Raw genomic sequence first — 25,841 nt, forward strand, 5'->3', positions numbered from 1 at the left:
AAAACCATTGTTTATTAAAGTATAAACATGTAATTATATCTATCATAAAAAATAGGGATTAATAATATTTCAAATTAAGTACTGTTTCCTTCTTAGAAGGAGACATAACCCTACCTCTTGACCTTTACTACAAAAAACAACATATATAACCCTATTAAGTCTACAGCTACATGTCGCATCAAGTAGCTATAGAAATCAATTTCAATGCCCCATTTGATTGTCTGTGGCTGCTCAAATTCATTCACAACAAGGTCAATAACAACATATGAAGACCACCCAACAAGCAATAATAAAATTAGTCTAAACAAATATGCTGCAATAGGACTTAAATAAATTCTTTCGATTTTCAACAGTCAGGCTCCTTATCTAGTACTAGAGATAACCCTTCACTAAATACATGCTTTACTAGCTCAACACCACCGTCAAACCAACGCCCAATAGATTCTGAAAGAGATTTAGCTCCCTTATAAAAAGCCACTGGTCGCTCAATAGCTTTAGTAGGTACGATAGCGGAAAATATCTCTTTCGATAAAGCTTCACTTGGGTCATCACTTAAAAGTGCAGCGCCAATACTAGAAGCAAATCCAACACCACTAACCGCGACACCAACTACAGCTCCTCCGGGAAAAAATGAGATGACAACACCTAAAGTACTTAAGTTGAACCCAGCAGAATCATATATCTCTCGTAAGCGCTCTCTGGTTTCATCATCCCTTATAGTATGGAACCCTATATAATCTTTAGCTGTAGAGTAACTATAATTGGTTTCTTTTACGGCTCCATAATTGTGATAAGCCGCCAACCCAAACGGATCCACCCAGAAAAACGGATTGCCACTCACATAACCATAGGACATTTGTTGGTTAGGATCACGTAGCAGCATGTCGGTATTAAGACTGGTTGCTTTTATTAGCTCATGTTGAATTTCAGTAGGGAGGTATGTGTTCTTTAAACTCCAGTAGTCAGGTTGGATAAAACGACTGCTGTGCGGGTTGTACCAACGGGCGTCTAAGTTGACTAATCCTGTACTGCTTTCGGTGTACTTGCCTGTGTATTGGTATGGCATGAGTTGGCCCAACTGCTTGTTCGCATTAACACCCGCGTTTTCTTTCCAAAAGGTTTTATCATTGTGCTTACGATAGGTCTGGCCGAATGGACTGTAGCCTAGTCGCATCGCTGAAGTGCCAGTGCTGTCTAACACTTGGATAGTGCTACCTAAGCGATCATGATGATTGTAAAGGTGTCTGGTATCTGCGCCCTTAGTGCCACTGGCTTGTACTAGGCTTGAGGTTGATTCGTATAGGGTTTGATGTAGGACTTTTCCATAGGGGTGATTTGAATCAGGCAATAGAGTCAGAGATCTAAATGGAGTAAGCCCTGCATCGTTATCTTGCCACTGTCCTTGCTCTTGGCGACCATCATAATGACTATATAAAGTGGTTTGATTGAGTTGAGCTGACTGATTAGAGTTCCCGTTTTGTTTGATGGTAGTTTGGACTGTACGCACCGTCTTCACTCGGCGAGATCTCGCATCATATCCATACTGAACACTTGACCCATCGGGGTTTATCACTTCAGTCATTCGATTTAGCGGATCATGCTGATAGATCTGCACTTCATTGCCATTGCTAACACTCGCCAGGTTGCCATTGGCATCGTATTGATAAACAAAGTTATGAGAGTCGATTGATTCGTCATTTTCACAGCTATTATCGTCACAAGAGAAACCCGGTAGTCTATGCCCTTGCATCTCTACTAGCTGATTGGCTTGGTTATAGCTGTATGTATACGTGGTTGTTTTAGTCTGTTTTTGCGTAAGATTCCCTACATCATCCCAACTAAATTCGATATCATCTTGATTCGGGTAATCGGCGCTGATAATTCGATTTACTTGATCATATTCAAAGTACGCCCATTGATCGCTATCGCCGTGTTCAGACTTTCTGTTCTGTGCAATAACATTGCCAGCCCCATCGTATTGGTAAGTCAGAACCTCGATGGTGCTCCAACTGTCTCGCCAGCGATTACCTTTATATTCCTGCTGTTCGATAACAATACGGATAATTCGACCGACGGCATCGTATTCTAAACTTCGGCGACTTCGGTTTGGGTAATCGATCTGTAAAAGCTGACCACTTGCATCATAGCTAAGCTCAAATGAAAGGGTGCCATCAGCTGTATTACGTTCAAGGCTGACTACTCTCCCCTCTGCATCACGATGATAATACACACCTTCATCAGTGCCCACTTGGCTATACGTTCTTTCTCCAAGAGTGTTGTATTCATAACTAAAACTTTGCCCCAGTTTGAGATTATCAACCTGAATGAGTCGACCTGCCGGATCATAATGATAATTTTCCGCTAACTCAGGACTATCAATATTAGCAAGGCGCCCTAACCCATCGTAGTTCAATACCTCACTATGCCACTGCCCTTGATGGACGTACTGACGCTCAGTAAGATGACCTCGCTGATCATATTGAAACTGAATATTGGTATTTTGTTCAGGCTGATAAGCGTGTGTTACCTGCCCAGCTAAGTCATAGTCGTAGTGCCACTGCTCACCTAATTCGTTAGTAAATGTCGTTAGCCTTGCCATATCATCATAAGTAAATGACTGCTGTGAGCCTGTCGCTGAAGTAATCTCTATCAACTTATTTGCAGCGTTATAGGAGTAGCGAGTAACGGTGCTATTTGCCTGCTCTATTTCTGAGACATTACCGAAGCCATCATATTGATAACGGGTTGTCTGATGGAGTGGATCGGAATAACTCGTCACCTGATTGCGGAAATTGTATCCCCAATGCTGACTACCGTTGAGCGCGCCTGTTTGATGGGATGTCCGCCCAAGTGCATCATATTCAAAAGTGGTGGTGTGGCCTAGAGGGTTGGTTTGTGAAATCAATTGATCAAAAGCATCATATTGTTGATATCTGGCTTCTCCCAAACGATCAGTTATCGCGATTGCCCGACCTGCACTATCTAACTGAATACGGGTCGTATTGCCAGATGCATCTTGAGAGCCAATCAGGCGACCGAGTGAATCTAATAGCCTATGCTGGGTATGACCAAGTTGATTGGTACTGGATGTTAATCGTCCCATTGCATCATAGGTATATTGAGTGGCTGCATGGTGCCCATTTTCAGGATCAATTACTTGGACAATTTGATTATCGGCATTATAGGAATAGTGCCAACTATAGCCATCTGCATCGGTGTAACTGACCACGTTGTCATTCGCGTCATACTGCCAAGATTCTTGGTACCCAAGAGGGTTAACTTGGGAAACCTTTCGCCCTGCCCTATCATAGTAAAACTGATAAGACGTACCATCAGGCATTGTCACTGAACTTAGTAAGCCTAAATCGTTGTAACGATATCGATTCACGCTACCAAGGCGATAATAAGGCAGTTGCTCAGTCAATAATCGTCCTTCGCCATCATAGGTAAAATAGCTTTCTCTCGACTGCTGAGCATGAGTGATGATTTCTGCCGTCATAAACCCTGCCAGGCTATACTGCCGAGATGTTTGACTACCGTCAGGAAAGTGGATGGAAGACAATAATCCCTGCTGATTATATTCAAACCGCCAACGTTGCTCAGCCGCATCATGGTATTCAATCAAGCGTCCTAGCAAATCATAAATTTTACTACTTTGGCGATGGTTACCAATCAATAGAATGCTTTTGTCTGTATCAGATTGAGTTTGCGTGACCACCAGCTGATTGGCTTGCTGATCGTATTGCCATTGAGTGAGTAGCCCTGATTTGTTGATGTGTAAGGTTTTTCTACCTAATGCATCGTATTGATATTGCTCAACCCCTTCTTCTGAATCCGTCACTAAAACGACTTGACCAAACGCATCATATTGCAAGTGTATTTCACCACCACTCGCATCGTTGTAATGGATGAGCTCCCCTTGCCAGTTGTATTCACTGGATACACGAGCTTGTGTGCTATTTGGCAACGAGACTGACAGCGGATTACCCAACGCATTGAGTGTAAAATATGTGTCGTTACCATTACCATCACGGCTTTGAATCACATGTCCTAGCGCGTTATATAGATAGTGCTCTACATACGATCCTCTTTCATGATCGTACGTGGCATTATGCCGTCCTACATCATCGTAATAGTGCTCAACCACATTCCCTAAAGGATTGGCTATGGATTGCAGTTGTCGATCAGGGTGATACTGAAAATAAGTTGTACTGCCATGACTATCGACTTCCGCAATACGATTACCCGCAGCGTCATAAGTGTATGATCGACTGATCTCGGTACCTTCAATCGAAGAGTGAATCAACCGATTACGTGAGTCATATTGGTATTGCCACACTGCGCCATGCGGAAGCGTTACTGACACTAAATTATTTTCTGAGTCATAATGATATTGAGTAAAATATTCGACCTCCCCCTTTAAAGAAGGCATGAGCACTTTCTTAGTCGCAATCTTCTTTCTTGGGGTATAAGTTAAGTAGGTTTTAACGCCCGAGAAATCTTGTCGGTAGGTCAGCAAGCTATTGGAGTCATAGCGCATAATCGCTTCACGGCCTAACGGGTCAATGATGCGTGTTGGAGAGTCTAAATCTCGACCATCATCACTGAGATACTCATAATGTGTCACTCGCCATTGCGCTGAAGGAAGAGCGCGGGTCCCTTCAGAAACCGTTAATACTCGACCTATTTGGTCAAACTCGGTGTCTCGAACATACCTTTGCTCTATCGGCGTTTCCGAGTCGAACTGTTCTACGCGGGTGGGATACCCTAAATCGTTGTACTGATATTCTGTATAATGACCTTCTTCATCGATACGTCGGATGAGTACATCATTAACCCAATGCTCTTCAACCACTGAACCATCGGCTAATTCAATTGTTTCTACTCGGCCGCTCTGATCATAGACAAACTGAGTTTCATCACCGGCATTGTTGATCATAGAGACAACTCTGCCCGCCTCATCTCTCTCGTAGTCTATAGTGCGCCCCATAGAGTCTGTTTTCGATAGCACTCGGCCATATAGGTCATAACGATATTGTGTTGTTTGCCCTAACTCATCGTACTCAACCATTAAGTTGCCGTTGTCGTCATAAACATTGTTGATTTCGCTACCATCGGATTCATACACTTTGGATAAGATTTGGTTGTTGATGCTGTACTGATATCGAGTGCGGGTATGATTTCGGTTTATCACCGTAGTCGTTCGATTTGGAAAGTCATACTGATAGCGAAACAAATTCCCAGAAGGGTCGATCTGCGTATCTACCACCGTTTTATTGTCTTGTTGTCGATAAAGATAAAAAGCAGTATTTCCTTCAGCGTCTGATTTCAAAGTTAGAGCTAAAGGATGATCTTGATACTGGTATTGATAGTGATGCTTAGCGCCATCAAATTGAATAACATCACTGAGTTTTCCTTGTTGATATGCATAGCTAACGGTTCGACCTGCTTGATCGATTATTTCCGTTAAGCGCCCGTCAACGTAAGTGAAAGACACAGAACGCCCCAGCTCATCACTCATACGGACTGCTTGCTGTTGACTGTCTCGAAAAATTGTCACGCTGCGCCCATTGTTTTGCTCAACGGTGACTAACAAGCCTTGGGAATTGTATTTATAGGTTACTCCCTCAGGAGTAGAGACGATAAACGCCCCGTTTTCATCAATCTGTAAATGCGCATTGTGCCCTTGAATCGGTGCAATGCTAGAGGTTGTGGCATCAATACTAAATAACTTTCGACTGCCATTTGGGGCGATCCACTTTAACTTATTTAGGCCAATTTCATATTCAAATGAATACGCCTTATCTACCACGTAGCGATTACGCTCTCGATAGTTATGGGAGGTTTGATTTCGCTTTGTTAACGCTTCTAACTTCGCTTGAGCTTGATCTCTGCTCGCAATATAAACGGCTTGCTGTGTTTCCAGTTCAGCAATCGCTGCTGATATCTGTTGTTGTACCTGCTGCTCATTGTAAGCAAGGCGGTCTTTAAATGAGTAAGTTAACTTATCGATGCCTTGCTCAATGCCATCGATAATCAGCTGATATTGATTGACTGAATTTTGGTTAAGTTCGATCAAGGGCTGTAGTTCAACATCCACCCCCCAAATAATTCGGCTATCTAAAGATGTATGCCACCCCGCCCCCAAAGACCAAGCTGATCCTTGACTGATACGATGCTGTCTAACCAAAGAAAATACAGGGTGGGAATAATCAATCTCACGCGTTATCTTGCACCCAGAATATAATTCAACAGGACAATCACTCTCATCGCCTTCTGCACTTGCTTCGCTAGCTTGTTGTTGCTGTTGCTCATGAGCAGTTTGCGACTCATCTGTTTGGGCATCCGCAGCGAGTGCATTTTTATCGGCTTCTAGTCCAGCTGCCTCAGCGGCGTCAACTGTATTGGCTTTAATATCAGAAACTTCAGATTGAATCGCCGAGACATCAGCCTCAACGGGGTCGGGGGTAGGATCAACATCATGATCACCGCCAGTAGTATCGTCATCATCGTTGTCGGGGATATTGGGTTCATTGGGACCATCACACGATAATGCCCCCTGACATTCCGTTAAAACCGATATTTCTACGGCATACGCGTGCTTACCTGAATACACCAGTAAGAAAAAAACAACCCATAATCCAAACCACTTTTTCATGCTCTACCAACTCAATCCATCCTTTGATTTGCTAGTCAGTGTATGAAGCATGCCAAAGTGGCAGGTTTGATATTGTGAGATGTGGATTCCAAAAGTTCGCGGTTATCCGCAAGGCAAAGGAACAGGCTTTGAAACTCTATGCAAATTTCGAAAGCTGTCCTATAGAAAGCATAAAGGTGTATAAATTATTGAAAGTTAAATGACCATAAAGCTGAATCTGAGACCGTTGTTTATGGACGATCTCATTTCATAGGTCACGTCCCCATTCACACAGCATAATGTGAAAATTTTAGTCCTGATTCTTTTTAAGCCAGCGATTTATAGAAGTTCGGTCAACCTCTAAACGTTTCGATGCTTTGGATTTATTGAAGTTTTCTTCTGCTAATACTCGCTCCAAAATTTCATGTCGAATTTCTTTAAAAGTACCCTGTGTTAAAGGACAAGATTGATTACAGTCATTAACTTCAACTTCTTCATTATAATCAATATCTTCTAAAAGTAAGCTGGCTTCTTCTAAAGGGACGGGGCTTAAGTTGCTAGATAAAACAATTCTCTCAATAATATTACTAAGCTGACGAACATTCCCTGACCATTGAAATTGACGTAGTTTCCCCCAAAGCTCTCTGCTTAACTCAATTTGAGGTTTATTATATTTTTTAGCAAAGGACTTCAATAAATGTCGTCCAATAAACTCAATATCCTCTATTCTTTCTCTTAAGGGTAATGGCGAAGCTTTAAGTATATTCAATCGATAATATAAATCTTCTCTGAATTTATTTTCTTTCACTAGCATTTTTAATTGGTTATTACTTGCTGAAATAATTCTAATATCAACCGGAATAACTTGTGTTGAACCTAGGCGCATAATTTGACGCTCTTGCAACACTCGTAATAGACGAGATTGAAGGTTCATGTCTAATTCACTAATTTCATCTAAGAAAATAGTGCCGCCATGAGCAAGTTCAAACAATCCCACTTTGCCTTTTGCTGAAGCGCCGGTAAACGCTCCTGAAACATAACCAAATAGCTCACTTTCTAATATTTGTGATGCCAATGCACCGCAGTTGACGGCAACAAAAGGTCCGTGACAGCGGTTACTTGCACCATGAATACTTTGCGCAACCATTTCCTTGCCCGTGCCACTCTCACCATAAATCATTATAGTGGCATCTGTTTTTGCGTATTCCTTCACCATTTTTAAGCGACGTTTCACCTCTGAATTGTTCGTTAAAATATCATCAAATGTATAACGTGTTGCTAGGCCACGTTTCGCTATTTCATGCCGGCGGACATTATATTCCATGCCTTGAATATCACCCGTGGTCTGAATATTTAACAATACTCGATAAAGACGACCATTACTTAACATCGGTATTTGGCTAACAATAATAGATCCTTTGCTTGTTTCTACTATTTTACCAATCACCTTTAAACCTTGATTAAGTTTATCCCAATCGATAGCTGAGTGAAAATCTTGATGAATACAGCTCAAAGTACGATAAGTTGTACTTTCAAACCCTAGAATTTCCATTGCCTGCGTATTAATGTGAATAACTTCGCCTGCTGTATCAATAGAAATTAATCCATTATGGTAATGGTCAAATAAAGTTTGATAATATGTACTTTCTTTATTTCTTGAAACTATACTTTTGCACAGTTCATTTGCATCTTCAATCGCCCGTAAAATAGAATCATCACTTGACTCTATAATGGTGTATTTTGAAAAACTAGATTCAAAATAATCCTTATACACTGCATCGCCAATAATCCAGTCAAACTTATTATTACTTAGCTGAGATTTAATTTGCATTATTTGCTGGTCGATATTATTAACATTATCGTCTTCAATAATTAATAACTCACAATTTACATTGAGTTTTTCTGCAACGGCCATACAACTATAAATTACACTACGAAAGCCTATGATAGCGATCCGCATTGACGTGTTCATAAAAGGTGATAAAGCGTCAAAGAGATCAAACAATGAAATTTTTATTTCCATCACAGGTAATAAAGAGCGAGTTCTTAAAATCTCTGCACACCCACCACGGCTAATCAGCATCCCATAATTTTTATCTTCTAAATAGGCAATATCGGATGTGACATGCGTTAAATCCGTTCTATAGATATCTACAGGTACAGGAAAAATAGCTTGTAAACGTTCTGCGGCGATGGCGAGTTCTTCATAGGGTGCAACCAAACACATTTTTTCACTGTTATTCATCTTCTTCCCCACCTAGGTGATGCAAATTGCTGTAGCGAGTGATGCAAAATACATCAATTTCTATTTGTTTTAAAGTCCTGAATTCCTTTCACCTTAGTAAATACAAGGATTTAAAAGTTGGCACGCTAATTGCCCTACTAAGAACAGAAATCTAAAACGGACATTAAATATGAAAAAGAATGCAGTCGTTATTACGACAAAAGACTCTATCGCTGTTGCTACGGTTGAACTAAAAGCGGGTGACATCGCAAGTATGTTTATTGGTGACTCAGAAAAAGAAGTGACGTTAATAGATGACATTTCATTTGGTCACAAGATTGCCATTTCACCCGTCGCAAAGGGTGAGCACGTTATTAAATACGGCGAATCAATCGGTTTAGCAACACAAGATATCAAAGTTGGTGAATGGGTTCATGTGCACAATGTAGAAAGTGCTCGTGGTCGTGGCGACCAACAATAATAAGAATTAATAGGAGAATTTATCATGAAATTTATGGGCTATCGTCGTCCGAACGGACAAGTTGGTATTCGTAACCACGTTCTTATCCTAGCAACAAGTGTTTGCTCTAATCTGGTTGCACGTGAAATTGCAGAAAAAGTACAAGGTTGTACACACATCAATAACACTTTTGGTTGCTGCCAAATTGGCTCTGATGCACGCTTAACCACTAAAACCGTTATCAATACCGCATTAAATGGCAATATTGGTGCCGTTGTTGTGGTTGGTCTTGGCTGTGAAGGTACTGAGCCAACACACGTTTATGACGAAATTAAAAAAACAGGTAAGCCTGTTGAAATGGTTACCATCCAAGGTGACGGTGGCACATTAGGTGCATTTGCTAAGGGTGCTGAATATGCACGTGTTTTTGCTCAAGAACTCTCTCAACAGGTTCGCGAAGAATGTGATATTAGTGAACTGATCTTAGGTATGGAATGTGGTGGTTCAGATACAACATCTGGTCTTGCATCAAACCCAACCGTTGGTGAAGCATCTGACTTCATCGTAAATAACGGTGGCACATCAATGCTTTCTGAAACAACTGAATTTATCGGTGCTGAGCATGTTGTAGCAGGCCGAGCAGTAACAGAAGAAGGTTCTGAAGCGATTCTTGAACTAGTTCGCAGTTGTGAAGCTCGCGCTATCGCTCTAGGTGAAGACATCCGTGGTGGCCAGCCAACACCAGGTAACATCGAAGGTGGCTTGACCACAATCGAAGAAAAATCTCTTGGTTGCATCCATAAATCGGGTCACGCACCTATCACAGGCGTTCTTCAATATGCTGATATTCCTGAAGCCAAAGGTCTATTCATTATGGATAGCCCAGGACAGGATGTAGAATCTATGACCGGTATGGCCGCTGGCGGTGCTCACCTAATGGCATTTACCACAGGTCGTGGTTCACCAACAGGTAACGCAATTTCACCAGTAATCAAAATCACTGGTAATAAGACAACATACAACAAAATGCCAGGCAACATCGATTTAGATGTTTCTCCAATCATGGATGGTGATTCATCAATCAAAGATATGGGTGAAGTGCTACTTAAAGAAATTATCGCAGTAGCGAACGGTAAACCAACTAAATCAGAAACGCTTGGTCACAAAGAGTTCTGCATTTATAAAACTGCACCAACATTCTAATAAAAATAAAACCTATCTAAGCTGACACCGTTCAGCTTAGATATTTCAGGGTGAATAAAATAATGAAAATAAAACAGAAAATAGAGCAATTTCCTGGTGGAATGATGGTTATTCCTCTACTTCTTGGGGCTCTTTTTAAAACATTTGCACCACAAGCACTTGAAATTGGAGGGTTTGTAACCTCAATCTCTCATGGGGCAATGGCTATACTTGGGGTATTCCTTGTTTGTATGGGGGCTGACATTCGTTTAAATGCAGCACCGAAGGCAATCCGTACCGGTGTTACGATCACACTGTCTAAGTTTATTATTGGTACCGTACTTGGCTTAGTCATCGCTAAATGCTTTGGTCCTGATGGTTTATTTGGCCTATCCGCATTAGCTATTATTTCAGGTATGACTAATAGTAATGGTGGCTTGTATGCAGCACTAACGGGTCAATACGGTTCAGAAACTGACGTAGGCGCAATTGCCATTGTATCTCTGAATGATGGTCCATTCTTAACACTTGTTGCATTAGGTTCTGCAGGATTAGTTTCAATCCCATTTATGAATCTTGTTGGTGTTATTGTGCCGATCATTATTGGTATGATCCTTGGTAACCTTGACGAAGAAATGCGCGACTTTTTACGTACTGGCGCAAATATGCTTATCCCATTTTTTGCATTTGGTTTAGGTGTTGGCATTAACTTCCATATGCTTCTTACCTCTGGTGCATCAGGTATATTGCTTGGTCTTTTAACGCTACTTCTAGGTGGTTTTTTCAATATCCTTGCAGATAAAGCATCGGGGGGGTCTGGAATTGCGGGGGCTGCTGTTTCCTCAACGTCAGGGAACGCTGTAGCCACACCAGCAGCAATTGCTTTAGTCGATCCAAGCTTGCACCATCTTGCCGCTATTGCAACAGCACAAGTTGCTGCATCAACAATTATAACAGCGCTCACAGTTCCGTTGTTGACGACTTGGGTTGCCAAACGTAATCAAAAGAAAAAAGCCGCACTATAAAAAAAGCGCAAATTAAAATTATCACCATCGAAAATAAGGCATAATCTGTCCATCCATTATGCCTTATTTTTCTATCCTTTAAGACTACCCTCTGTATTAGCTACCCAGTAATCCACACAAAAAACGAGGGACAAATATCCTGATCTGCCCCTCATTATTTGACTTAAGTTACCGTGTTTTTGGTCGCTTACTTTTTCCCTATGGTGTAAGTGTCGTAGTCACGCAATAAGAAAAGTACCAAACAGGCAGCCAACATTGGCCAAGCGGTAAAGAACAGTAGATTGTTGAATGGGTCAAAGTACTTTGCAAATGAAGACAAAGTTGAAGCGCCATGCAGGATAAATACCGCTCCGTAAGTCACCTTTTTCCACATACCCAATACAAACGCCGCTAAAAACAGCATTTGCGCAATACCTAATACAATCATGGCATTAATAGAGACATTCAGGCCATAAAACCCAGACATCACTCTAACAGCGTGTTCAGGCACAACTATCTTATCCAACCCCCAGAATAAGAATACGATAAAGACGGTAATTCGTAGTGATAACAAGCTAATGGATAGCTTGGTTTGCAGTTTTCGGTCCATTGAGATACCTATTTAAATCGCTCAATAATAAAAGAGCTAGAGTAAGTGAGTCTTGTGACGTCCGCTTAATGAGACCTATAACCTCATGTTTTTATTTCAATTATCGCCCCAGCAAATGTAAGGAAGTGTGTATTTCAAGCGTCCCCCTTCTTCCTACTTAGAATCTGAGGACACAGTTTAAGACCCAACTCTCAGCGTTCTGTAAATTCAAGTAAAGCTCATACCTTTTATTATTTGAGTTGCTATCGTTTACCTCAACTAAGCTCACTGAACTGATTAATTTATCAATGCCGATAAACTGGCTTATACCTATTTTGAACGTGGTGAGATAAACGAAGAATCAAGCTTAGAATCCATCAATAAAAATACGTTAAGCAATAAGGATACCTATGTCTTCCCTACTCCGAAATCTCACTGTCGCAATCAGCTGCTGCTCGGCAATGCTACCCGTGGCGAATGCAGCAACTACTCACAACTATCCGGTGATCTCTGTAGAGCAAGGGCACTATCAAGACAACAACGACGATACCATCACCGATAAAACTACCGGTTTAATGTGGCAAAAAGACTATAAGGTGATGAGTTTTAACGAAGCGATAAAATACGCTAAATCAGCAAAAATTGGTGGGCACAATGACTGGCGCGTACCCAATATCAAAGAGTTGTATTCGCTGATTTTATTTACTGGTGTTGATGCCAGTAGTCGCGATATGTACAAGGTTCCTAATGGTTCTAAACCATTTATTGATACTGATGTATTCGATTTCGCCTACGGCACTAATGGCAAGCGCGTGATTGACTCACAATACCTTTCTACCTCTATTTACTCAGGTAAAGTGATGGGCAAAGACAAAGCGGTATTTGGCGTCAACTTTGCCGATGGGCGCATTAAAGGTTATCCGTTGGTGCAACCTCGCACGAAAGAAGACAATCAATTTACTGTGCGCTTAGTACGAGGTAATCCTGACTACAGCAAAAACCATTTTACAGATAACAACGACGGCACAATTAGTGATTCAGCCACTCAACTAATGTGGTCTAAGCAAGACAGTCAAATGGGGTTGGACTGGTCTGATGCCAAACAATGGGTGGCTAAGCTCAATAAAGAGAAGTACTTAGGTTATAACGATTGGCGTCTACCAGATATTAAAGAGCTACAGACTATTGTTAACTATGATCGCTCACCGCAAGCGACGCAGTCAGCAGCGATTGACCCTATATTTTCCATCACTACCATCAAAGATGAGCAAGGGAATGACAACTACCCTGCCTTTTGGAGCAGTACAACTCATCAGAAAACCGGTCGCAAATCTCAATCACAAGCCGCGTATTTTTGCTTTGGTGAGTGCCTTGGCTATATGAAACGTCCTAAATCAAGCCAGCGAACATTACTTGATGTTCATGGCGCAGGAGCACAACGAGCAGAACCTAAACAGGGAGATGCTAAAGACTACCCGAACGGTTTTGGCCCCCAAGGTGATGTTATCCGAATTGAAAACTACGCTCGCGCAGTGCGTAACATGCCATAACTCTTTCCAGTTTCCAGCGTTCATACTGGCTTGGGCAGCAGCGAGTTTTGCATAAAAACTCGCTCTTTCATTTCTGGCAGCTTTATCTGTACAAAAGTAATATTGAGAATTGATGCATTTCCATGCTATTCTTCGCAACCATTTTTCTAGGGTTACTTCTATGTAAGCCCTAGTGCTATCATTATTGGACTTGCGCAACAATCACTTGCTCAATAACACTGTTAATCACTATCTCGGAGCTCTACGAATGGGAAAAGGCACCCTTTATATCGTTTCTGCACCTAGCGGAGCGGGAAAATCTAGCCTGATATCAGCGATGCTGGAAAAAAATCCGGTATACGCAATGAAGGTTTCTGTGTCTCATACTACGCGTAAAGTGCGTCCTGGTGAGGAAAATGGCGTTCATTATCATTTTGTAGAGCGAAGTGAATTTGAAAGCCTGATTGAAGACGGTGTTTTCTTAGAGCACGCTGAGGTCTTTGGCAATTACTACGGCACCTCTCGTATTTGGATTGAAGAAAATCTAAATAAAGGTATCGATGTATTCTTAGATATTGATTGGCAAGGTGCGCGTCAAATTCGTGCACAGATGCCACACGCAAAAAGTGTTTTCATCCTACCACCATCAAATGGTGAGCTGGAGCGTCGCCTAAATGTGCGTGGTCAAGATAGTTCAGAAGTTATCGCCAAACGAATGAGTGAGGCGAAATCAGAAATGTCGCACTATGATGAATATGACTACATCATAGTGAACGATGATTTTGACGCTGCTTTGATGGATTTTAGGGCCATTCTGCGAGCAGAACGCCTTAAACAAGACAAACAAACAGCAAAATACAGTGGAATGCTATCAGCTTTACTAGCAGAGTAATCTAGAAAGCTGTATAATTTCCCGTCATTTAAAATGTAATTTAGTAATTGGAGTCCTCATGGCACGCGTAACTGTACAAGATGCTGTTGAAAAAGTTGGTAACCGTTTCGACCTTGTTCTAATTTCGGCTCGTCGCGCACGTCAAATGCAAACTGGCGGCAAAGATGCCCTAGTGCCAGAAGAGAACGATAAGCAAACAGTAATCGCTCTTCGTGAAATCGAAGAAGGTTTGATTACTAAGGAAATCTTGGACGCTAAAGATCGTCAAGAGCAACAAGAGCAGGAAGCCGCAGAACTAGCAGCCGTAAGCAGCATCGCTCACACTCGCTAATCTGCACAACATTTCGTAACCTTTTAGGCCCGTAATTTGTATCTATTTGATAGCCTTAAAGACGTTGCCAAAGAATATCTAACAGAGCCTCAAATTGAGGCTCTACGACATTCTTATTCGGTAGCAAAAGATGCCCATGAAGGGCAGACTCGCTCAAGCGGTGAACCTTACATCATCCACCCTGTGGCTGTTGCAAGAATTCTCGCTGAAATGCGCCTTGATCTCGAGACCCTCCAAGCGGCTCTTCTTCATGATGTGATTGAAGATACCGAAGTCACCAAAGAAGAACTTGAAAACCTCTTTGGTACTGCTGTAGCAGAGCTGGTTGATGGTGTTTCTAAACTCGACAAATTGAAATTCCGAGACCGTAAAGAAGCCCAAGCGGAAAACTTCCGTAAAATGGTGCTGGCTATGGTTCAGGATATTCGCGTTATCTTGATTAAGCTTTCTGACCGTACGCACAATATGCGCACCCTCGGAGCACTTCGTCCAGATAAACGCCGCCGCATTGCTCGAGAAACATTAGAGATCTACTCACCTCTTGCCCATCGTCTGGGTATCCACAATATCAAAACAGAGCTTGAAGAGCTTGGCTTTGAAGCCCTCTATCCAAACCGCTATCGTGTTTTAAAAGAAGTGGTTAAGAATGCTCGTGGTAACCGTAAAGAGATGATCCAACGTATCCACTCAGAAATTGAGGGACGTATGGAAGAGTGTGGTATCAAATTTAAGGTATTGGGTCGCGAGAAAAACCTCTATTCCATCTACAACAAAATGAAAACCAAAGAGCAGCGTTTCCATACCATTATGGATATTTACGCGTTCCGAGTGATCGTTGATGATGTAGATACTTGCTATCGCGTATTGGGTCAAGCACACAGCTTGTACAAACCACGCCCTGGTAAGATGAAAGACTATATAGCGGTACCGAAAGCCAATGGCTATCAATCACTGCACACCTCGATGGTTGGCCCACACGGCGTTCCTGTTGAAGTACAAATTCGTACAGAAGACATGGACCAAATGGCCGATAAAGGGGTTGCAGCGCACTGGTCATATAAGAGCAACGGTCAACGCTCTGGTACGACAGCGCAGGTGAAAGCTCAACGTTGGATGCAAAGTTTGCTTGAGCTACAGCAAAGCGCGGGTAACTCATTCGAATTTATCGAAAACGTTAAGTCCGATCTGTTCCCTGATGAAATCTACGTATTTACGCCAAAAGGCCGTATTGTAGAGCTCCCTGTTGGTGCGACTGCGGTCGATTTTGCATACGCAGTACATACTGATGTCGGTAATACTTGTGTTGGTACACGTGTAAACCGTAATCCGTATCCTTTAAGCAAAGCGCTGAAAAGTGGACAAACCATAGAGATCATTAGTGCGCCGGGGGCAAGACCTAATGCCGCATGGTTAAACTATGTGGTTACCTCACGTGCACGTACCAAGATCCGTCAGGTTCTTAAAACGATGCGCCGAGAAGATTCTGTGGCTCTAGGCCGTAGACTTCTGAATCATGCGCTTGGTCGTCACTCTATTGAAACGATTTACCCAGAAAACGTCACTCAAGTCCTTAGCGATCTAAAACTAGAAAGCGTTGACGATATGTTAGCGGCGATTGGTCTTGGTGAGTTAATGAGTATTATCGCAGCGCGTAGATTGCTTGGCGATGCCGACTCCCTCACAGAAACCAGTTCAGTAGAACCTCGTTCAGAGAAGAAACTCTCTATCAAAGGGGCTGATGGTATTCTGCTGACTTACGCTAACTGTTGTCACCCGATCCCTGGTGACCATATTTTGGCGCATGTCTCTCCGGGTAGAGGTCTGGTCATTCATAGAGAAACGTGTCCAAACATTCGCGGTTATCAGAAAGAACCTGATAAATATATGGCGGTTGAATGGGCCGATAGCCATGAGCAAGAGTTTATTACTGCTCTGCAAATTGATATGCAAAACACCCAAGGTGCGCTCGCTGGATTAACCAATGTTATTTCTCGCACAGGGTCCAATATCCACGGTATCTCAACCGAAGAGAAAGACGGTCGTTTGTATATGATTACGCTTTCTTTAACGACAAAAGATAGAGTGGATCTTGCTGGCATCATGAAGAAGATTCGTGTTATGCCACAAGTATTAAGAGTACGTCGTCGCCGTAGGTAGTAATGAGTCCAGAACGTTATCAAAAAATTGTTTCGGTTCTTAATTCTCGTCAGGCCGACCTTACTCTTTGTTTAGAGCAAGTCCATAAGCCTAATAACGTGTCTGCAGTGGTTCGTACTGCAGATGCGGTAGGTTTGCATAAGATTCATGCGGTGTGGCCAAATGAAAGAATGCAAACCTTAGGCCACACTTCAGCAGGTGCAAGAAACTGGGTTGAAGTAGAAACTCATGAGACGACTCAACAGGCCTATCAGAGTCTAAAAGCTCAAGGCATGCAAATACTGGTCACCAACCTTTCCGATAAAGCCGTTGACTTTAGAGAAGTCGATTACACTATCCCTACCGCTATCGTACTTGGCGGAGAAAAATACGGCACCAGTGATATCGCTATAGAAATGGCCGATCAAGATATCGTGATCCCTATGCTTGGAATGGTCCAGTCATTGAATGTTTCAGTGGCAAGTGCTTTGATTTTATTTGAAGCGCAACGTCAACGTCACAACAAAGACATGTATAACAACCCTCCAGTAAAACTGCCAGAGCAAGTGATCCAAAAAACGTTATTTGAGCGTGGTCACCCTGTTCTTGCTAAAGTCGCCAAACGTAAAAACTTGCCGTATCCGCCTCTTGATGATGCAGGGCAAATTATGGCTGACCCGCATTGGTGGGCAGAAATGCAACGTAAATAGCGTATCACTTCATACGGGCTCCCTTTTACATCCAACCTCTTTCTGCAAACGATACGACTTCACCATCTCCGACGACAAAGTGGTCCAATACTCGTATATCCACCAGCGCCAGTGCATCAATGAGACGTCGTGTTATTCGTTTGTCCGCTTGGCTAGGCTCAGCGACTCCGGAAGGGTGATTGTGTGCCAAAATCAGTGCGCATGCATTGTGTTGTAAAGAGCGCTTAACCACTTCTCTAGGGTAGACATTGGCCGCATCTATGGTCCCTTCAAACATAGATTCATGATTAATTACTCGATGCTGATTATCTAAAAATAACACGTAGAACACTTCTCGCTGTTTATCTCGCAACAAGCTCAGCAAAAACAATTTCGTTTGCTGAGGGCTGGTTAAGGCATCGCCTTTTTCTAATGTTTCCGCTAAGTAACGTTGCGTCATCTCTATAAACGCTTGTAGTTGCACATATTTTGCTTGCCCTAATCCTTTGTGCTGACAAAACAATGCTTCTGATGCCGTTAACAAATGCCTGAGTGAACCAAACGATTTTAGTAAATAATCGGCCAGCTCTAATACATTCATGCCTTGGCAACCCGTACGCAAAAAAATCGCTAATAGTTCCGCATCCGTTAATGAACCGGGGCCTTGGTTGATGAGTTTTTCCCGGGGGAGAGACTCCTTTGGCAAATCTTTTAATGTCATCTCTACTCCTTGCTGAACCTATTCAGACAGGTAGTATTGACGCAGAATGAATCCATTGAACTGTATATGGAACAAAGTTGGTATCAAGATCGCAGAGCATCCGTCGATGCGTCAAACTCTAACTCCAGTGCAATATATGGTATGGTTACCTTATTAATTTAATTGAGAAAATGAGCATGCAACCTCTTGAAGGTAAAAAAATAGTTCTCGGTATCAGCGGTGGTATCGCAGCGTATAAATGTGCGGAATTGACTCGACGCTTATCTGAACGAGGCGCTCAAGTCAAAGTGGTTATGACTAGAGCCGCAAAAGAATTTATTACTCCATTAACCATGCAAGCCGTGTCGGGGCATCCTGTTGCAGAAAGCCTGTTAGACCCCGCAGCAGAAGCTTCTATGGGACACATCGAAATCGCAAAGTGGGCAGACCTTGTACTTCTTGCTCCAGCCACAGCGGATCTTATCGCACGTATGGCTGCGGGAATGGGCAATGATCTGTTAAGCACTTTTGTACTTGCTACTGATGCACCTGTTGCGGTTTCTCCTGCTATGAATCAACAGATGTACAGCAACATTGCCACGCAAGAAAACATCGCCACTTTACGTCGTCGTGGGATGTTAATTTGGGGCCCTGCTTCTGGTGAACAAGCTTGTGGTGATATAGGCGCTGGCCGTATGTTGGAACCCATGCAATTGGTCGACTTATGCATTAGCCATTTTCAACCGAAGATTCTGCAAGGTAAAAAGATTGCAATTACCGCTGGTCCAACCCAAGAAGCAATCGACCCAGTTCGATTTATCTCAAACCATAGCTCAGGAAAAATGGGCTTTGCGTTAGCCGACCAAGCGGCAAAACTTGGCGCTGAAGTTACCCTAATTAGTGGTCCAGTTAACCTGCCTACGCCAAGCAATGTCAAACGTATTGATGTATTGAGTGCCCAGCAAATGCACCAAGCCGCAGTTGAGCAAGCAACTGAGCACGATATCTTTATTGGTTGTGCCGCGGTTGCGGATTATCGTGCGGCCGAAGTTGCAGAACAAAAAATGAAGAAAGTGGCTGGCACTGATGAGCTGGTTATTCGTATGGTGAAAAACCCAGATATTATTGCCACTGTTGCAAGCCTATCCGAAAACAGACCTTTTACCGTTGGCTTTGCTGCTGAAACACAAGATGTTGAACGCTATGCAATGGACAAACTGACTAGAAAAAAACTAGACCTAATCTGTGCAAACGATGTTTCGCAAACTGGTATTGGTTTTAATTCTAACGATAATGTTGTTAGCCTTTATTGGGCAAATGGACAGCAGCACTTTTCTCTAGCCAGCAAGCAAACGCTCGCTAAGAACATCCTAGAGCAAATTAACGAACTTACTCAATAAGCGTAACGTAATGAAAGAAATTGATTTAAAGATTCTAGATTCTCGTATTGGTCAGCAATTTCCGCTGCCTGCATATGCAACCGAAGGCTCTGCAGGCTTAGATCTTCGAGCGTGTTTAGATGAAGCATTAATTGTCACTCCAGGGCAAACTCATTTAGTTCCCACAGGCCTTGCTATCCACATTGGTGACACAAGTCTAGCCGCGACGATTCTTCCTCGCTCAGGTCTTGGGCATAAGCACGGTATCGTATTAGGTAACTTGGTCGGCCTAATTGATTCTGACTATCAAGGACAGCTAATGGTTTCAGTATGGAACCGTGGTCAAGATACCTTCACTATTGAGCCAGGCGATCGCATCGCACAACTGGTTTTTGTGCCTGTCGTGCAAGCCAAATTCAACCTTGTGGATGATTTTGATGCCTCCGAACGAGGTGAAGGCGGTTTTGGTCACTCTGGTAAACAGTAATTTAGACCTATTTCTACAGCGAAAGAATAAACAAAAAGGACGTAATAAATGACAGGCAAACGTAGTTCAAATCGTCGTGATGAGATTTTGCAAGCTCTTGCTTTGATGCTGGAATCCAGTGATGGAACGTCCAGAATTACTACGGCTAAATTAGCGCAACAAGTGGGGGTGTCAGAGGCGGCTCTTTATCGCCACTTCCCTAGTAAAGCTCGTATGTTTGAAGGCTTGATTGAATTTATCGAGCAATCCATTTTATCTCGCATCAATCAAATCATGGATCAAGAAAAAGATACCATGGTGCGTTTATACGAAGTACTGCGCTTTATTTTGTTATTTACTGAACATAACAAAGGACTTTCTCGCATCCTTTCAGGTCATGCACTAATGTTTGAGAATGAGCGACTAAGAGATCGTATCAATCAATTATTTAGCAAAATAGAAAGCCAAATAAAGCAGATTTTACGAGAGCGCGTACTTCGTGAAGGCCAAGCTTTTGCAACTGATGAAAAGATACTGGCATCCATAGTACTAAGCTATGCCGAAGGCCGCTTAAATCGCTTTGTTCGTAGTGATTTTGTAATTAAACCATCCGCTGATTTTGATGAATATTGGAGCATGCTAAGTCAGCAACTAGCTTAATCTGTTGGAAGGAATATGAATAAATACGCCCCACCTAAGTTTTCAATCAAACTGCTTCACCCTAGGTATTGGTTAGTTTGGTTTAGTTTTGGTGTTCTCGCTTTGTTTGTAAACCTAATGCCTTATTTCATTTTGCTTAAGGCAGGTCATGGTTTAGGCAAACTAGGCATGGTGCTGGCAAAGAGCCGAGTTAAAGTTGCACGACGTAATTTGGAACTCGCCTTTCCAGAAAAATCGGCTGAGGAACTCGACCCTTTAGTCGAAGAAAACATCAAAAATACCGGTCTTGCCTTTATGGAAATGGGAATGACTTGGTTTTGGCCTACGTGGCGCCTAAAGCGCCATATCCGCACCGTCAACTTACAACAAGCGATCGATTTTGAGAATGAAGGTAAAGGTGTTCTACTCTGCCACCCTCACACTCTTAATCTAGAAATTAGCGCAAGAGCGTTTGCTGTTTTAGGCTATCCGGGCAGTGGTGTATATCGACCAAACAACAACCCAGCCTATGACTTAGTCCAATACTGGGGTCGAACACACAATGGAAATAAACTCATCGATCGTAAGAATCTCAAAGAGATGATTCGTACTCTCAACCGTGGTGAACGTTTGTTTTACTTGGGAGATCATGATTATGGACGTAATAAGTCTGTTTTTGTTCCCTTTTTTGGCGTGCCCGATGCCTGTACGACAACGGGAGCTAACCTGCTGTTTAAAGCGACAAATTGCGCCATGATTCCGGTGACTGGATTCCGATATGAAAAGGGGCAATACGAACTGAATCTTGCAGACTCAATTCATGAGCAGTTCCCTAAGGATGATGTAGAGGCGGGTGCTATCTTGATGAATCAGGCGTATGAAAAAGTCATCTTACGCCAAGTTGATCAATGGATGTGGGTACATAAGCGCTATAAAACCATGCAAGATGAAAACCAGCCTAGAGGAGTTCGCTACAAATAGCGACCAAATCACGCTTTAACGTAAGTTTTCCCACATAATTAGTACGGCTACCTACTCAAAAGTGTTAAGCTGAATCAGAACGTCTAACGTAAGTGGCTCTCTACATAGAGCCACTTAATTTTTGTCACTAAGTGACCTATTCGCCAGTCTAGTCAGCTTGCACTTATCCCCCCATTAGGATCTTATGAGTAAATATGATAACCCCACCTTTAGCATTAAATTGCTACACCCTGCCTATTGGGGAGTTTGGTTCGGGTTTGGTCTACTGGCCTTCATTGTCAATATCTTGCCACTGGCTCTGCTACTTCCTTTAGGGCGTTCTTTAGGCCAAATGGCAATGCCATTTGCCAAAAGCCGAGTCAAAGTAGCAAAACGAAACCTTGAGCTCGCCTTCCCTGACATGCCTCAACATGAGATTGAGCGAATTGTCTTAGAGAATTTTAAGAACACTGGCTTTGCGCTGTTTGAAACGGGGATTACTTGGTTTTGGCCAACTTGGCGACTAAAACGTCATATTAAAGTGCACAATGCTGAGCCCATTATTGAATGCGCTAAACAAAAGAAAGGGGTGCTGGTATGCCATCCTCATGCTCTCAATTTAGAAGTCAGTGCGCGAGCTTTTGCCATTTTGGGTTATCCCGGACATGGCGTCTATCGCCCCCACTCCAATCCAGCGTATAACTTAATTCAATATTGGGGACGCACTCATAACGGCAATAAAGTCATTGACCGAAAGAATTTAAAAGAAATGATTCGCACCTTAAAAACGGGTGAGCGCCTTTTTTATTTAGGGGATCATGACTATGGCCGTAAAAAAGCGGTATTTGTGCCTTTCTTTGCGGTAAAAGAAGCATGTACGGTAACAGGGGCTAATATTCTCGCTCGAGCTACCGATTGCGCGATAATCCCAATGACAGGCTATCGTGACAGCGATAGAAAGTGGGAGTTGTACTTTGATGACCCTATCCATGAAAACTTCCCTAAGGATGATGTAGAGGCGGGTGCGACCTACATGAATAAAGCCATAGAGAAAGCCATCTTACGTAAGTTAGAACAATGGATGTGGTTACATAAGCGCTTTAAAACACCCAAAGATGAAAACCAAGCCAAAGGGCTTTTATATAAGTAAGCGAGTCATAAAAACACCTGTTTGCTTGACACAATATAAAAAGGGTCGGAGCCTGCCATCGCAAGTTCCGACCCTTATTTTATTCTATGCGTTTTTACTTGTGATACGGCTTAGATAAATCATGTACCGCTTCGACAAACACACCGGCATTTTCAGGTGGCACATCCAAATGAATACCATGACCAAGGTTAAACACATGACCTGTACCTTCACCAAATCCTTCAAGGATAGTACCCACTTCTTGACGAATACGTTCTGGTTGAGCATATAAGATGGATGGGTCCATATTGCCTTGCAGAGCAACTTTGTCACCAATGCGCTTCTTCGCATCGGCAATGTTAATGGTCCAATCAAGCCCAACGGCATCACAACCTGTTGCAGCAATAGACTCTAACCACATTCCACCATTTTTAGTAAACAAGGTCACAGGCACGCGGCGTCCTTCATTCTCACGAATCAGACCGTCGACAATTTTATGCATGTAACGTAATGAGAACTCATTGTAATCACGAGGAGTCAGTACGCCACCCCATGTATCAAAGACCATTACTGACTGCGCACCCGCTTTAATTTGGGCATTTAGGTACTCAATCACACTGTCTGCCAGCTTATCGAGCAACAAGTGTAATGTCGCAGGTTCTGCATACATCATTTTTTTGATTTTGGTGAATGCCTTAGAGCTTCCACCTTCAACCATGTATGTAGCAAGAGTCCAAGGGCTTCCTGAAAAACCAATCAGTGGCACTTCACCTTGTAGGTCTTTACGAATTTGTCGAACGGCATTCATCACGTATTGCAGTTCACCTTCAGGATCAGGTAGACCAATTTTGTCGACATCCGCTTTACAAGTAATTGGGCGCTCAAATTTTGGACCTTCACCCGTTTCAAAATACAAGCCCAATCCCATTGCATCAGGAATAGTCAAAATATCCGAAAATAGGATTGCGGCGTCCAAAGGAAAACGACGTAAAGGTTGTAATGTTACCTCTGAGGCCAACTCAGCATTCTTACACAGAGACATGAAGTCACCCGCAACTGATCTTGTTGCTCGGTACTCTGGTAGGTAACGACCTGCTTGACGCATCATCCATACAGGCGTGTAATCAACCGGCTGCTTCAATAAAGCTCGCAGGTAACGATCATTTTTTAATTCAGTCATTTCTAAGCCTTGCTTAATCCCTAACTACGAAAGCGTTATATTAGCACTTTTCACTTCTCACCTGTAACGAAGGATTGAGCAGTTGATCATGTTATCAGTACTAAAAACTGAAGGTTAGCTATTGCTATCCTTTATCGTCTCTACCGTTGCATCAATAAGGGATCGAGCGATAGTGCCATGTGGAGCAACCTCTGGTAGATCATCGTAATCGCACCATTTAGCGTCACTCAGTTCATTGTAATCCGGCTTTATGTCTCCCCCTTGATACTCAGCCACAAACCCCATCATCATGCTGCTAGGGAATGCCCATGGCTGGCTACCAAAATATTGAATATTTTGAATATCAATGCCCGTTTCTTCCTTCACTTCTCGAGCGACACATTGCTCCAGTGTTTCTCCCACCTCAAGAAACCCTGCAATCACAGTGTACATATTCCCTTTATGACGAGGATGTTGAGCTAAGAGAATCTGGTTCTCTTTTCGGACTGCGACAATAATGCAGGGGAAGATGCGCGGATAATGCAAAGTACGACATTGCTGACATTGCATAGCCAATTGATTGTGATTGAAACTGTTTCGGCCACCGCAACAACCACAGAACCTCATCGTTTGAGTCATATGACCATATTGAACGGCTTTGCTTACTAACAGAAATAATGCTTCTGGGAGGTATAATAGCGCTCGCAATGACAACATCGGCAATTCACTATCAATGTCGCTATCATTCAACCAATATACTGGGTGCCCTTCATACCAACCGATTCTGATAGCACTATCAATGGCTTGTTCAAGTCCGTGCCCAAGGGAATCCGCACATCCAAATGGAATACACTTATCTTGTATCCACACGTCGCTACCATTAACCACCAGCCAATAAGCCGTTACCTGACGCTTACTTTTTTTTAACATCTCATCATCTCTTTGCTTGCAGTTCTACCATTTTACTGGCAATCTAAATCTATACCAGTCGCACAGTGAATTGATTCAAAGCTATTGGTGTTACACATAATTTTGCTATTAACATGGAACCCTCTCGGAGTATTCGAGAGCTTTACCTGACCGGTAAAGGATCATGAGGACATGGTCATGCTAAATAAATTCAGACAAGTACAAGAAGAATGGGGTGGCTCAAGTGAAGTCATTGACCATTGGTTAGAAACTCGACAAGCGTTGCTCGTTCAGTACGTGAAACTTGCCGCATTACAGCCTGCTTCAGCGTCATCAAATGTTGTTACCTTGCCGTCTAAAGAAGAGCTTCACGAGTTTTCTCAACATCTCGTCGATTACATCTCTGAAGGCCATTTTAAGATTTATGATATGGTCATGGACAAATGGAGCTCTACTGGGTTTCAGTCCACAGAAGAAATCAGCCAGACCTACGCGAAGATTGTACTCACTACAGAGCCTTTGCTGAGCTTTACTGATAAATACGCAGAAATTAGTGATGACGACCTACATGATTTTGAAAGTGATATGTCGAAGGTTGGCGAAGTACTTGAGCTTAGGTTTGAAGTAGAAGATCTACTGATAAAACTGATCGCTGATAGCCTAGCAATCCCACCTGGTGCGTAAAGTCCCTTACTAAGAACCTAGGAAGCTCATGGCCTCCTAGGTTTCCTTACGAACTGAGTATCCCTATAAAATATTCATAGCTGCTTATCTGCTCGCCTAGTGCTAGCACCGCCCTATCTCCGTTTGACAGTCATACCAATCAC

Annotated in this window: 20 protein-coding genes; 14 read left to right on the forward strand and 6 right to left on the reverse strand. The window is 42.7% G+C overall.

All coding sequences use genetic code 11. From position 1 onward, the window contains the following. Positions 1-346 precede the first annotated feature (346 nt). Together VEZ01S_RS13730 and VEZ01S_RS13735 are read right to left on the reverse strand one after the other, a co-directional pair. Positions 347-6,658, reverse strand: a complete 6,312-nt coding sequence (locus tag VEZ01S_RS13730; protein ID WP_021714653.1) for an RHS repeat-associated core domain-containing protein — start codon at positions 6,656-6,658, stop codon at positions 347-349. 289 nt (positions 6,659-6,947) lie between these two features. Beyond that, positions 6,948-8,882, reverse strand: coding sequence for a sigma 54-interacting transcriptional regulator (locus VEZ01S_RS13735; protein ID WP_021714654.1), 1,935 nt, complete (start codon positions 8,880-8,882; stop codon positions 6,948-6,950). A gap of 169 nt (positions 8,883-9,051) precedes the next feature. On the opposite strand from VEZ01S_RS13735, the gene VEZ01S_RS13740 reads away from it, so the two are divergent. The 3 genes from VEZ01S_RS13740 (at position 9,052) to VEZ01S_RS13750 (ending at position 11,528) form a co-directional block, all read left to right on the forward strand. Next, positions 9,052-9,342 carry a UxaA family hydrolase gene (locus tag VEZ01S_RS13740; protein ID WP_021714655.1) on the forward strand — a complete coding sequence of 97 codons (291 nt, stop codon included), beginning with the start codon at positions 9,052-9,054 and terminating at the stop codon, positions 9,340-9,342. 24 nt (positions 9,343-9,366) lie between these two features. Further along, positions 9,367-10,524 carry a UxaA family hydrolase gene (locus VEZ01S_RS13745; RefSeq protein WP_021714656.1) on the forward strand — a complete coding sequence of 386 codons (1,158 nt, stop codon included), beginning with the start codon at positions 9,367-9,369 and terminating at the stop codon, positions 10,522-10,524. 62 nt (positions 10,525-10,586) lie between these two features. Next, positions 10,587-11,528, forward strand: a complete 942-nt coding sequence (locus VEZ01S_RS13750; RefSeq protein WP_021714657.1) for a 2-keto-3-deoxygluconate permease — start codon at positions 10,587-10,589, stop codon at positions 11,526-11,528. Positions 11,529-11,715: 187 nt separating this feature from the next. Here the strand turns inward: VEZ01S_RS13750 and VEZ01S_RS13755 are convergent, their stop codons facing one another. Beyond that, complete coding sequence (locus VEZ01S_RS13755; RefSeq protein ID WP_021714658.1) at positions 11,716-12,117, reverse strand: hypothetical protein; 402 nt, start codon at positions 12,115-12,117, stop codon at positions 11,716-11,718. Positions 12,118-12,506: 389 nt separating this feature from the next. Here VEZ01S_RS13755 and VEZ01S_RS13760 point away from each other — a divergent pair, with 389 nt between their 5' ends. The 5 genes from VEZ01S_RS13760 (at position 12,507) to trmH (ending at position 17,694) form a co-directional block, all read left to right on the forward strand. After that, positions 12,507-13,646, forward strand: a complete 1,140-nt coding sequence (locus tag VEZ01S_RS13760) for an Lcl C-terminal domain-containing protein (protein ID WP_021714659.1) — start codon at positions 12,507-12,509, stop codon at positions 13,644-13,646. 247 nt (positions 13,647-13,893) lie between these two features. Further along, on the forward strand, positions 13,894-14,517 hold the full coding sequence (gene gmk, locus VEZ01S_RS13765) for a guanylate kinase (protein WP_021714660.1): 624 nt from the start codon (positions 13,894-13,896) through the stop codon (positions 14,515-14,517). Between the two features lie 58 nt (positions 14,518-14,575). After that, positions 14,576-14,848: a DNA-directed RNA polymerase subunit omega gene (rpoZ, locus tag VEZ01S_RS13770; protein WP_017027279.1), complete on the forward strand. Its 273-nt coding sequence runs from the start codon at positions 14,576-14,578 to the stop codon at positions 14,846-14,848. Between the two features lie 36 nt (positions 14,849-14,884). Next, the gene (gene spoT, locus VEZ01S_RS13775) at positions 14,885-17,005 is read left to right on the forward strand and encodes a bifunctional GTP diphosphokinase/guanosine-3',5'-bis pyrophosphate 3'-pyrophosphohydrolase (protein WP_021714661.1); all 2,121 of its coding nucleotides are present in this window, start codon (positions 14,885-14,887) and stop codon (positions 17,003-17,005) included. 2 nt (positions 17,006-17,007) lie between these two features. After that, the gene (gene trmH, locus VEZ01S_RS13780; protein WP_021714662.1) at positions 17,008-17,694 is read left to right on the forward strand and encodes a tRNA (guanosine(18)-2'-O)-methyltransferase TrmH; all 687 of its coding nucleotides are present in this window, start codon (positions 17,008-17,010) and stop codon (positions 17,692-17,694) included. A gap of 25 nt (positions 17,695-17,719) precedes the next feature. Here trmH and radC read toward each other — a convergent pair whose 3' ends face one another. Next, complete coding sequence (radC, locus tag VEZ01S_RS13785) at positions 17,720-18,394, reverse strand: RadC family protein (protein WP_021714663.1); 675 nt, start codon at positions 18,392-18,394, stop codon at positions 17,720-17,722. Positions 18,395-18,570: 176 nt separating this feature from the next. Here radC and coaBC point away from each other — a divergent pair, with 176 nt between their 5' ends. From coaBC to lpxL (VEZ01S_RS13810), 5 genes are all read left to right on the forward strand, one after another. After that, entirely contained in the window at positions 18,571-19,773 is a 1,203-nt protein-coding gene (coaBC, locus tag VEZ01S_RS13790; RefSeq protein ID WP_021714664.1) for a bifunctional phosphopantothenoylcysteine decarboxylase/phosphopantothenate--cysteine ligase CoaBC, read from the forward strand. A 10-nt stretch (positions 19,774-19,783) separates the two neighbouring features. Next, the gene (gene dut, locus VEZ01S_RS13795; RefSeq protein WP_021714665.1) at positions 19,784-20,239 is read left to right on the forward strand and encodes a dUTP diphosphatase; all 456 of its coding nucleotides are present in this window, start codon (positions 19,784-19,786) and stop codon (positions 20,237-20,239) included. A 48-nt stretch (positions 20,240-20,287) separates the two neighbouring features. Continuing rightward, positions 20,288-20,878 (forward strand): nucleoid occlusion factor SlmA, encoded by a 591-nt coding sequence (slmA, locus tag VEZ01S_RS13800; protein WP_021714666.1) that lies wholly within the window; start codon positions 20,288-20,290, stop codon positions 20,876-20,878. 15 nt (positions 20,879-20,893) lie between these two features. Further along, positions 20,894-21,838, forward strand: coding sequence for an LpxL/LpxP family Kdo(2)-lipid IV(A) lauroyl/palmitoleoyl acyltransferase (gene lpxL, locus VEZ01S_RS13805; protein ID WP_021714667.1), 945 nt, complete (start codon positions 20,894-20,896; stop codon positions 21,836-21,838). 184 nt (positions 21,839-22,022) lie between these two features. Then, positions 22,023-22,967, forward strand: a complete 945-nt coding sequence (lpxL, locus tag VEZ01S_RS13810) for an LpxL/LpxP family Kdo(2)-lipid IV(A) lauroyl/palmitoleoyl acyltransferase (RefSeq protein ID WP_021714668.1) — start codon at positions 22,023-22,025, stop codon at positions 22,965-22,967. 94 nt (positions 22,968-23,061) lie between these two features. On the opposite strand, the gene hemE is transcribed toward lpxL (VEZ01S_RS13810), so the two are convergent. Continuing rightward, positions 23,062-24,126, reverse strand: a complete 1,065-nt coding sequence (gene hemE / locus VEZ01S_RS13815; RefSeq protein WP_021714669.1) for a uroporphyrinogen decarboxylase — start codon at positions 24,124-24,126, stop codon at positions 23,062-23,064. A 114-nt stretch (positions 24,127-24,240) separates the two neighbouring features. Further along, positions 24,241-25,035: an NAD(+) diphosphatase gene (gene nudC, locus VEZ01S_RS13820; protein WP_021714670.1), complete on the reverse strand. Its 795-nt coding sequence runs from the start codon at positions 25,033-25,035 to the stop codon at positions 24,241-24,243. Between the two features lie 171 nt (positions 25,036-25,206). Here nudC and VEZ01S_RS13825 point away from each other — a divergent pair, with 171 nt between their 5' ends. Next, entirely contained in the window at positions 25,207-25,698 is a 492-nt protein-coding gene (locus VEZ01S_RS13825; protein WP_021714671.1) for an Rsd/AlgQ family anti-sigma factor, read from the forward strand. Positions 25,699-25,841 lie beyond the last annotated feature (143 nt).

The sequence above is a fragment of the Vibrio ezurae NBRC 102218 genome (genome assembly GCF_000467185.1).
GTDB classification, from domain to species: Bacteria; Pseudomonadota; Gammaproteobacteria; order Enterobacterales; family Vibrionaceae; genus Vibrio; species Vibrio ezurae.

Bases quoted from the DNA above. Each gene is read 5' to 3' on its own strand.
- VEZ01S_RS13730 (WP_021714653.1), bottom strand. From the start codon at position 6,658: ATGAAAAAGTGGTTTGGATTATGGGTTGTTTTTTTCTTACTGGTGTAT.
- VEZ01S_RS13735 (WP_021714654.1), bottom strand. From the start codon at position 8,882: ATGAATAACAGTGAAAAAATGTGTTTGGTTGCACCCTATGAAGAACTC.
- VEZ01S_RS13740 (WP_021714655.1), top strand. From the start codon at position 9,052: ATGAAAAAGAATGCAGTCGTTATTACGACAAAAGACTCTATCGCTGTT.
- VEZ01S_RS13745 (WP_021714656.1), top strand. From the start codon at position 9,367: ATGAAATTTATGGGCTATCGTCGTCCGAACGGACAAGTTGGTATTCGT.
- VEZ01S_RS13750 (WP_021714657.1), top strand. From the start codon at position 10,587: ATGAAAATAAAACAGAAAATAGAGCAATTTCCTGGTGGAATGATGGTT.
- VEZ01S_RS13755 (WP_021714658.1), bottom strand. From the start codon at position 12,117: ATGGACCGAAAACTGCAAACCAAGCTATCCATTAGCTTGTTATCACTA.
- VEZ01S_RS13760 (WP_021714659.1), top strand. From the start codon at position 12,507: ATGTCTTCCCTACTCCGAAATCTCACTGTCGCAATCAGCTGCTGCTCG.
- gmk (WP_021714660.1), top strand. From the start codon at position 13,894: ATGGGAAAAGGCACCCTTTATATCGTTTCTGCACCTAGCGGAGCGGGA.
- rpoZ (WP_017027279.1), top strand. From the start codon at position 14,576: ATGGCACGCGTAACTGTACAAGATGCTGTTGAAAAAGTTGGTAACCGT.
- trmH (WP_021714662.1), top strand. From the start codon at position 17,008: ATGAGTCCAGAACGTTATCAAAAAATTGTTTCGGTTCTTAATTCTCGT.
- radC (WP_021714663.1), bottom strand. From the start codon at position 18,394: ATGACATTAAAAGATTTGCCAAAGGAGTCTCTCCCCCGGGAAAAACTC.
- coaBC (WP_021714664.1), top strand. From the start codon at position 18,571: ATGCAACCTCTTGAAGGTAAAAAAATAGTTCTCGGTATCAGCGGTGGT.
- dut (WP_021714665.1), top strand. From the start codon at position 19,784: ATGAAAGAAATTGATTTAAAGATTCTAGATTCTCGTATTGGTCAGCAA.
- slmA (WP_021714666.1), top strand. From the start codon at position 20,288: ATGACAGGCAAACGTAGTTCAAATCGTCGTGATGAGATTTTGCAAGCT.
- lpxL (WP_021714667.1), top strand. From the start codon at position 20,894: ATGAATAAATACGCCCCACCTAAGTTTTCAATCAAACTGCTTCACCCT.
- lpxL (WP_021714668.1), top strand. From the start codon at position 22,023: ATGAGTAAATATGATAACCCCACCTTTAGCATTAAATTGCTACACCCT.
- hemE (WP_021714669.1), bottom strand. From the start codon at position 24,126: ATGACTGAATTAAAAAATGATCGTTACCTGCGAGCTTTATTGAAGCAG.
- nudC (WP_021714670.1), bottom strand. From the start codon at position 25,035: ATGTTAAAAAAAAGTAAGCGTCAGGTAACGGCTTATTGGCTGGTGGTT.
- VEZ01S_RS13825 (WP_021714671.1), top strand. From the start codon at position 25,207: ATGGTCATGCTAAATAAATTCAGACAAGTACAAGAAGAATGGGGTGGC.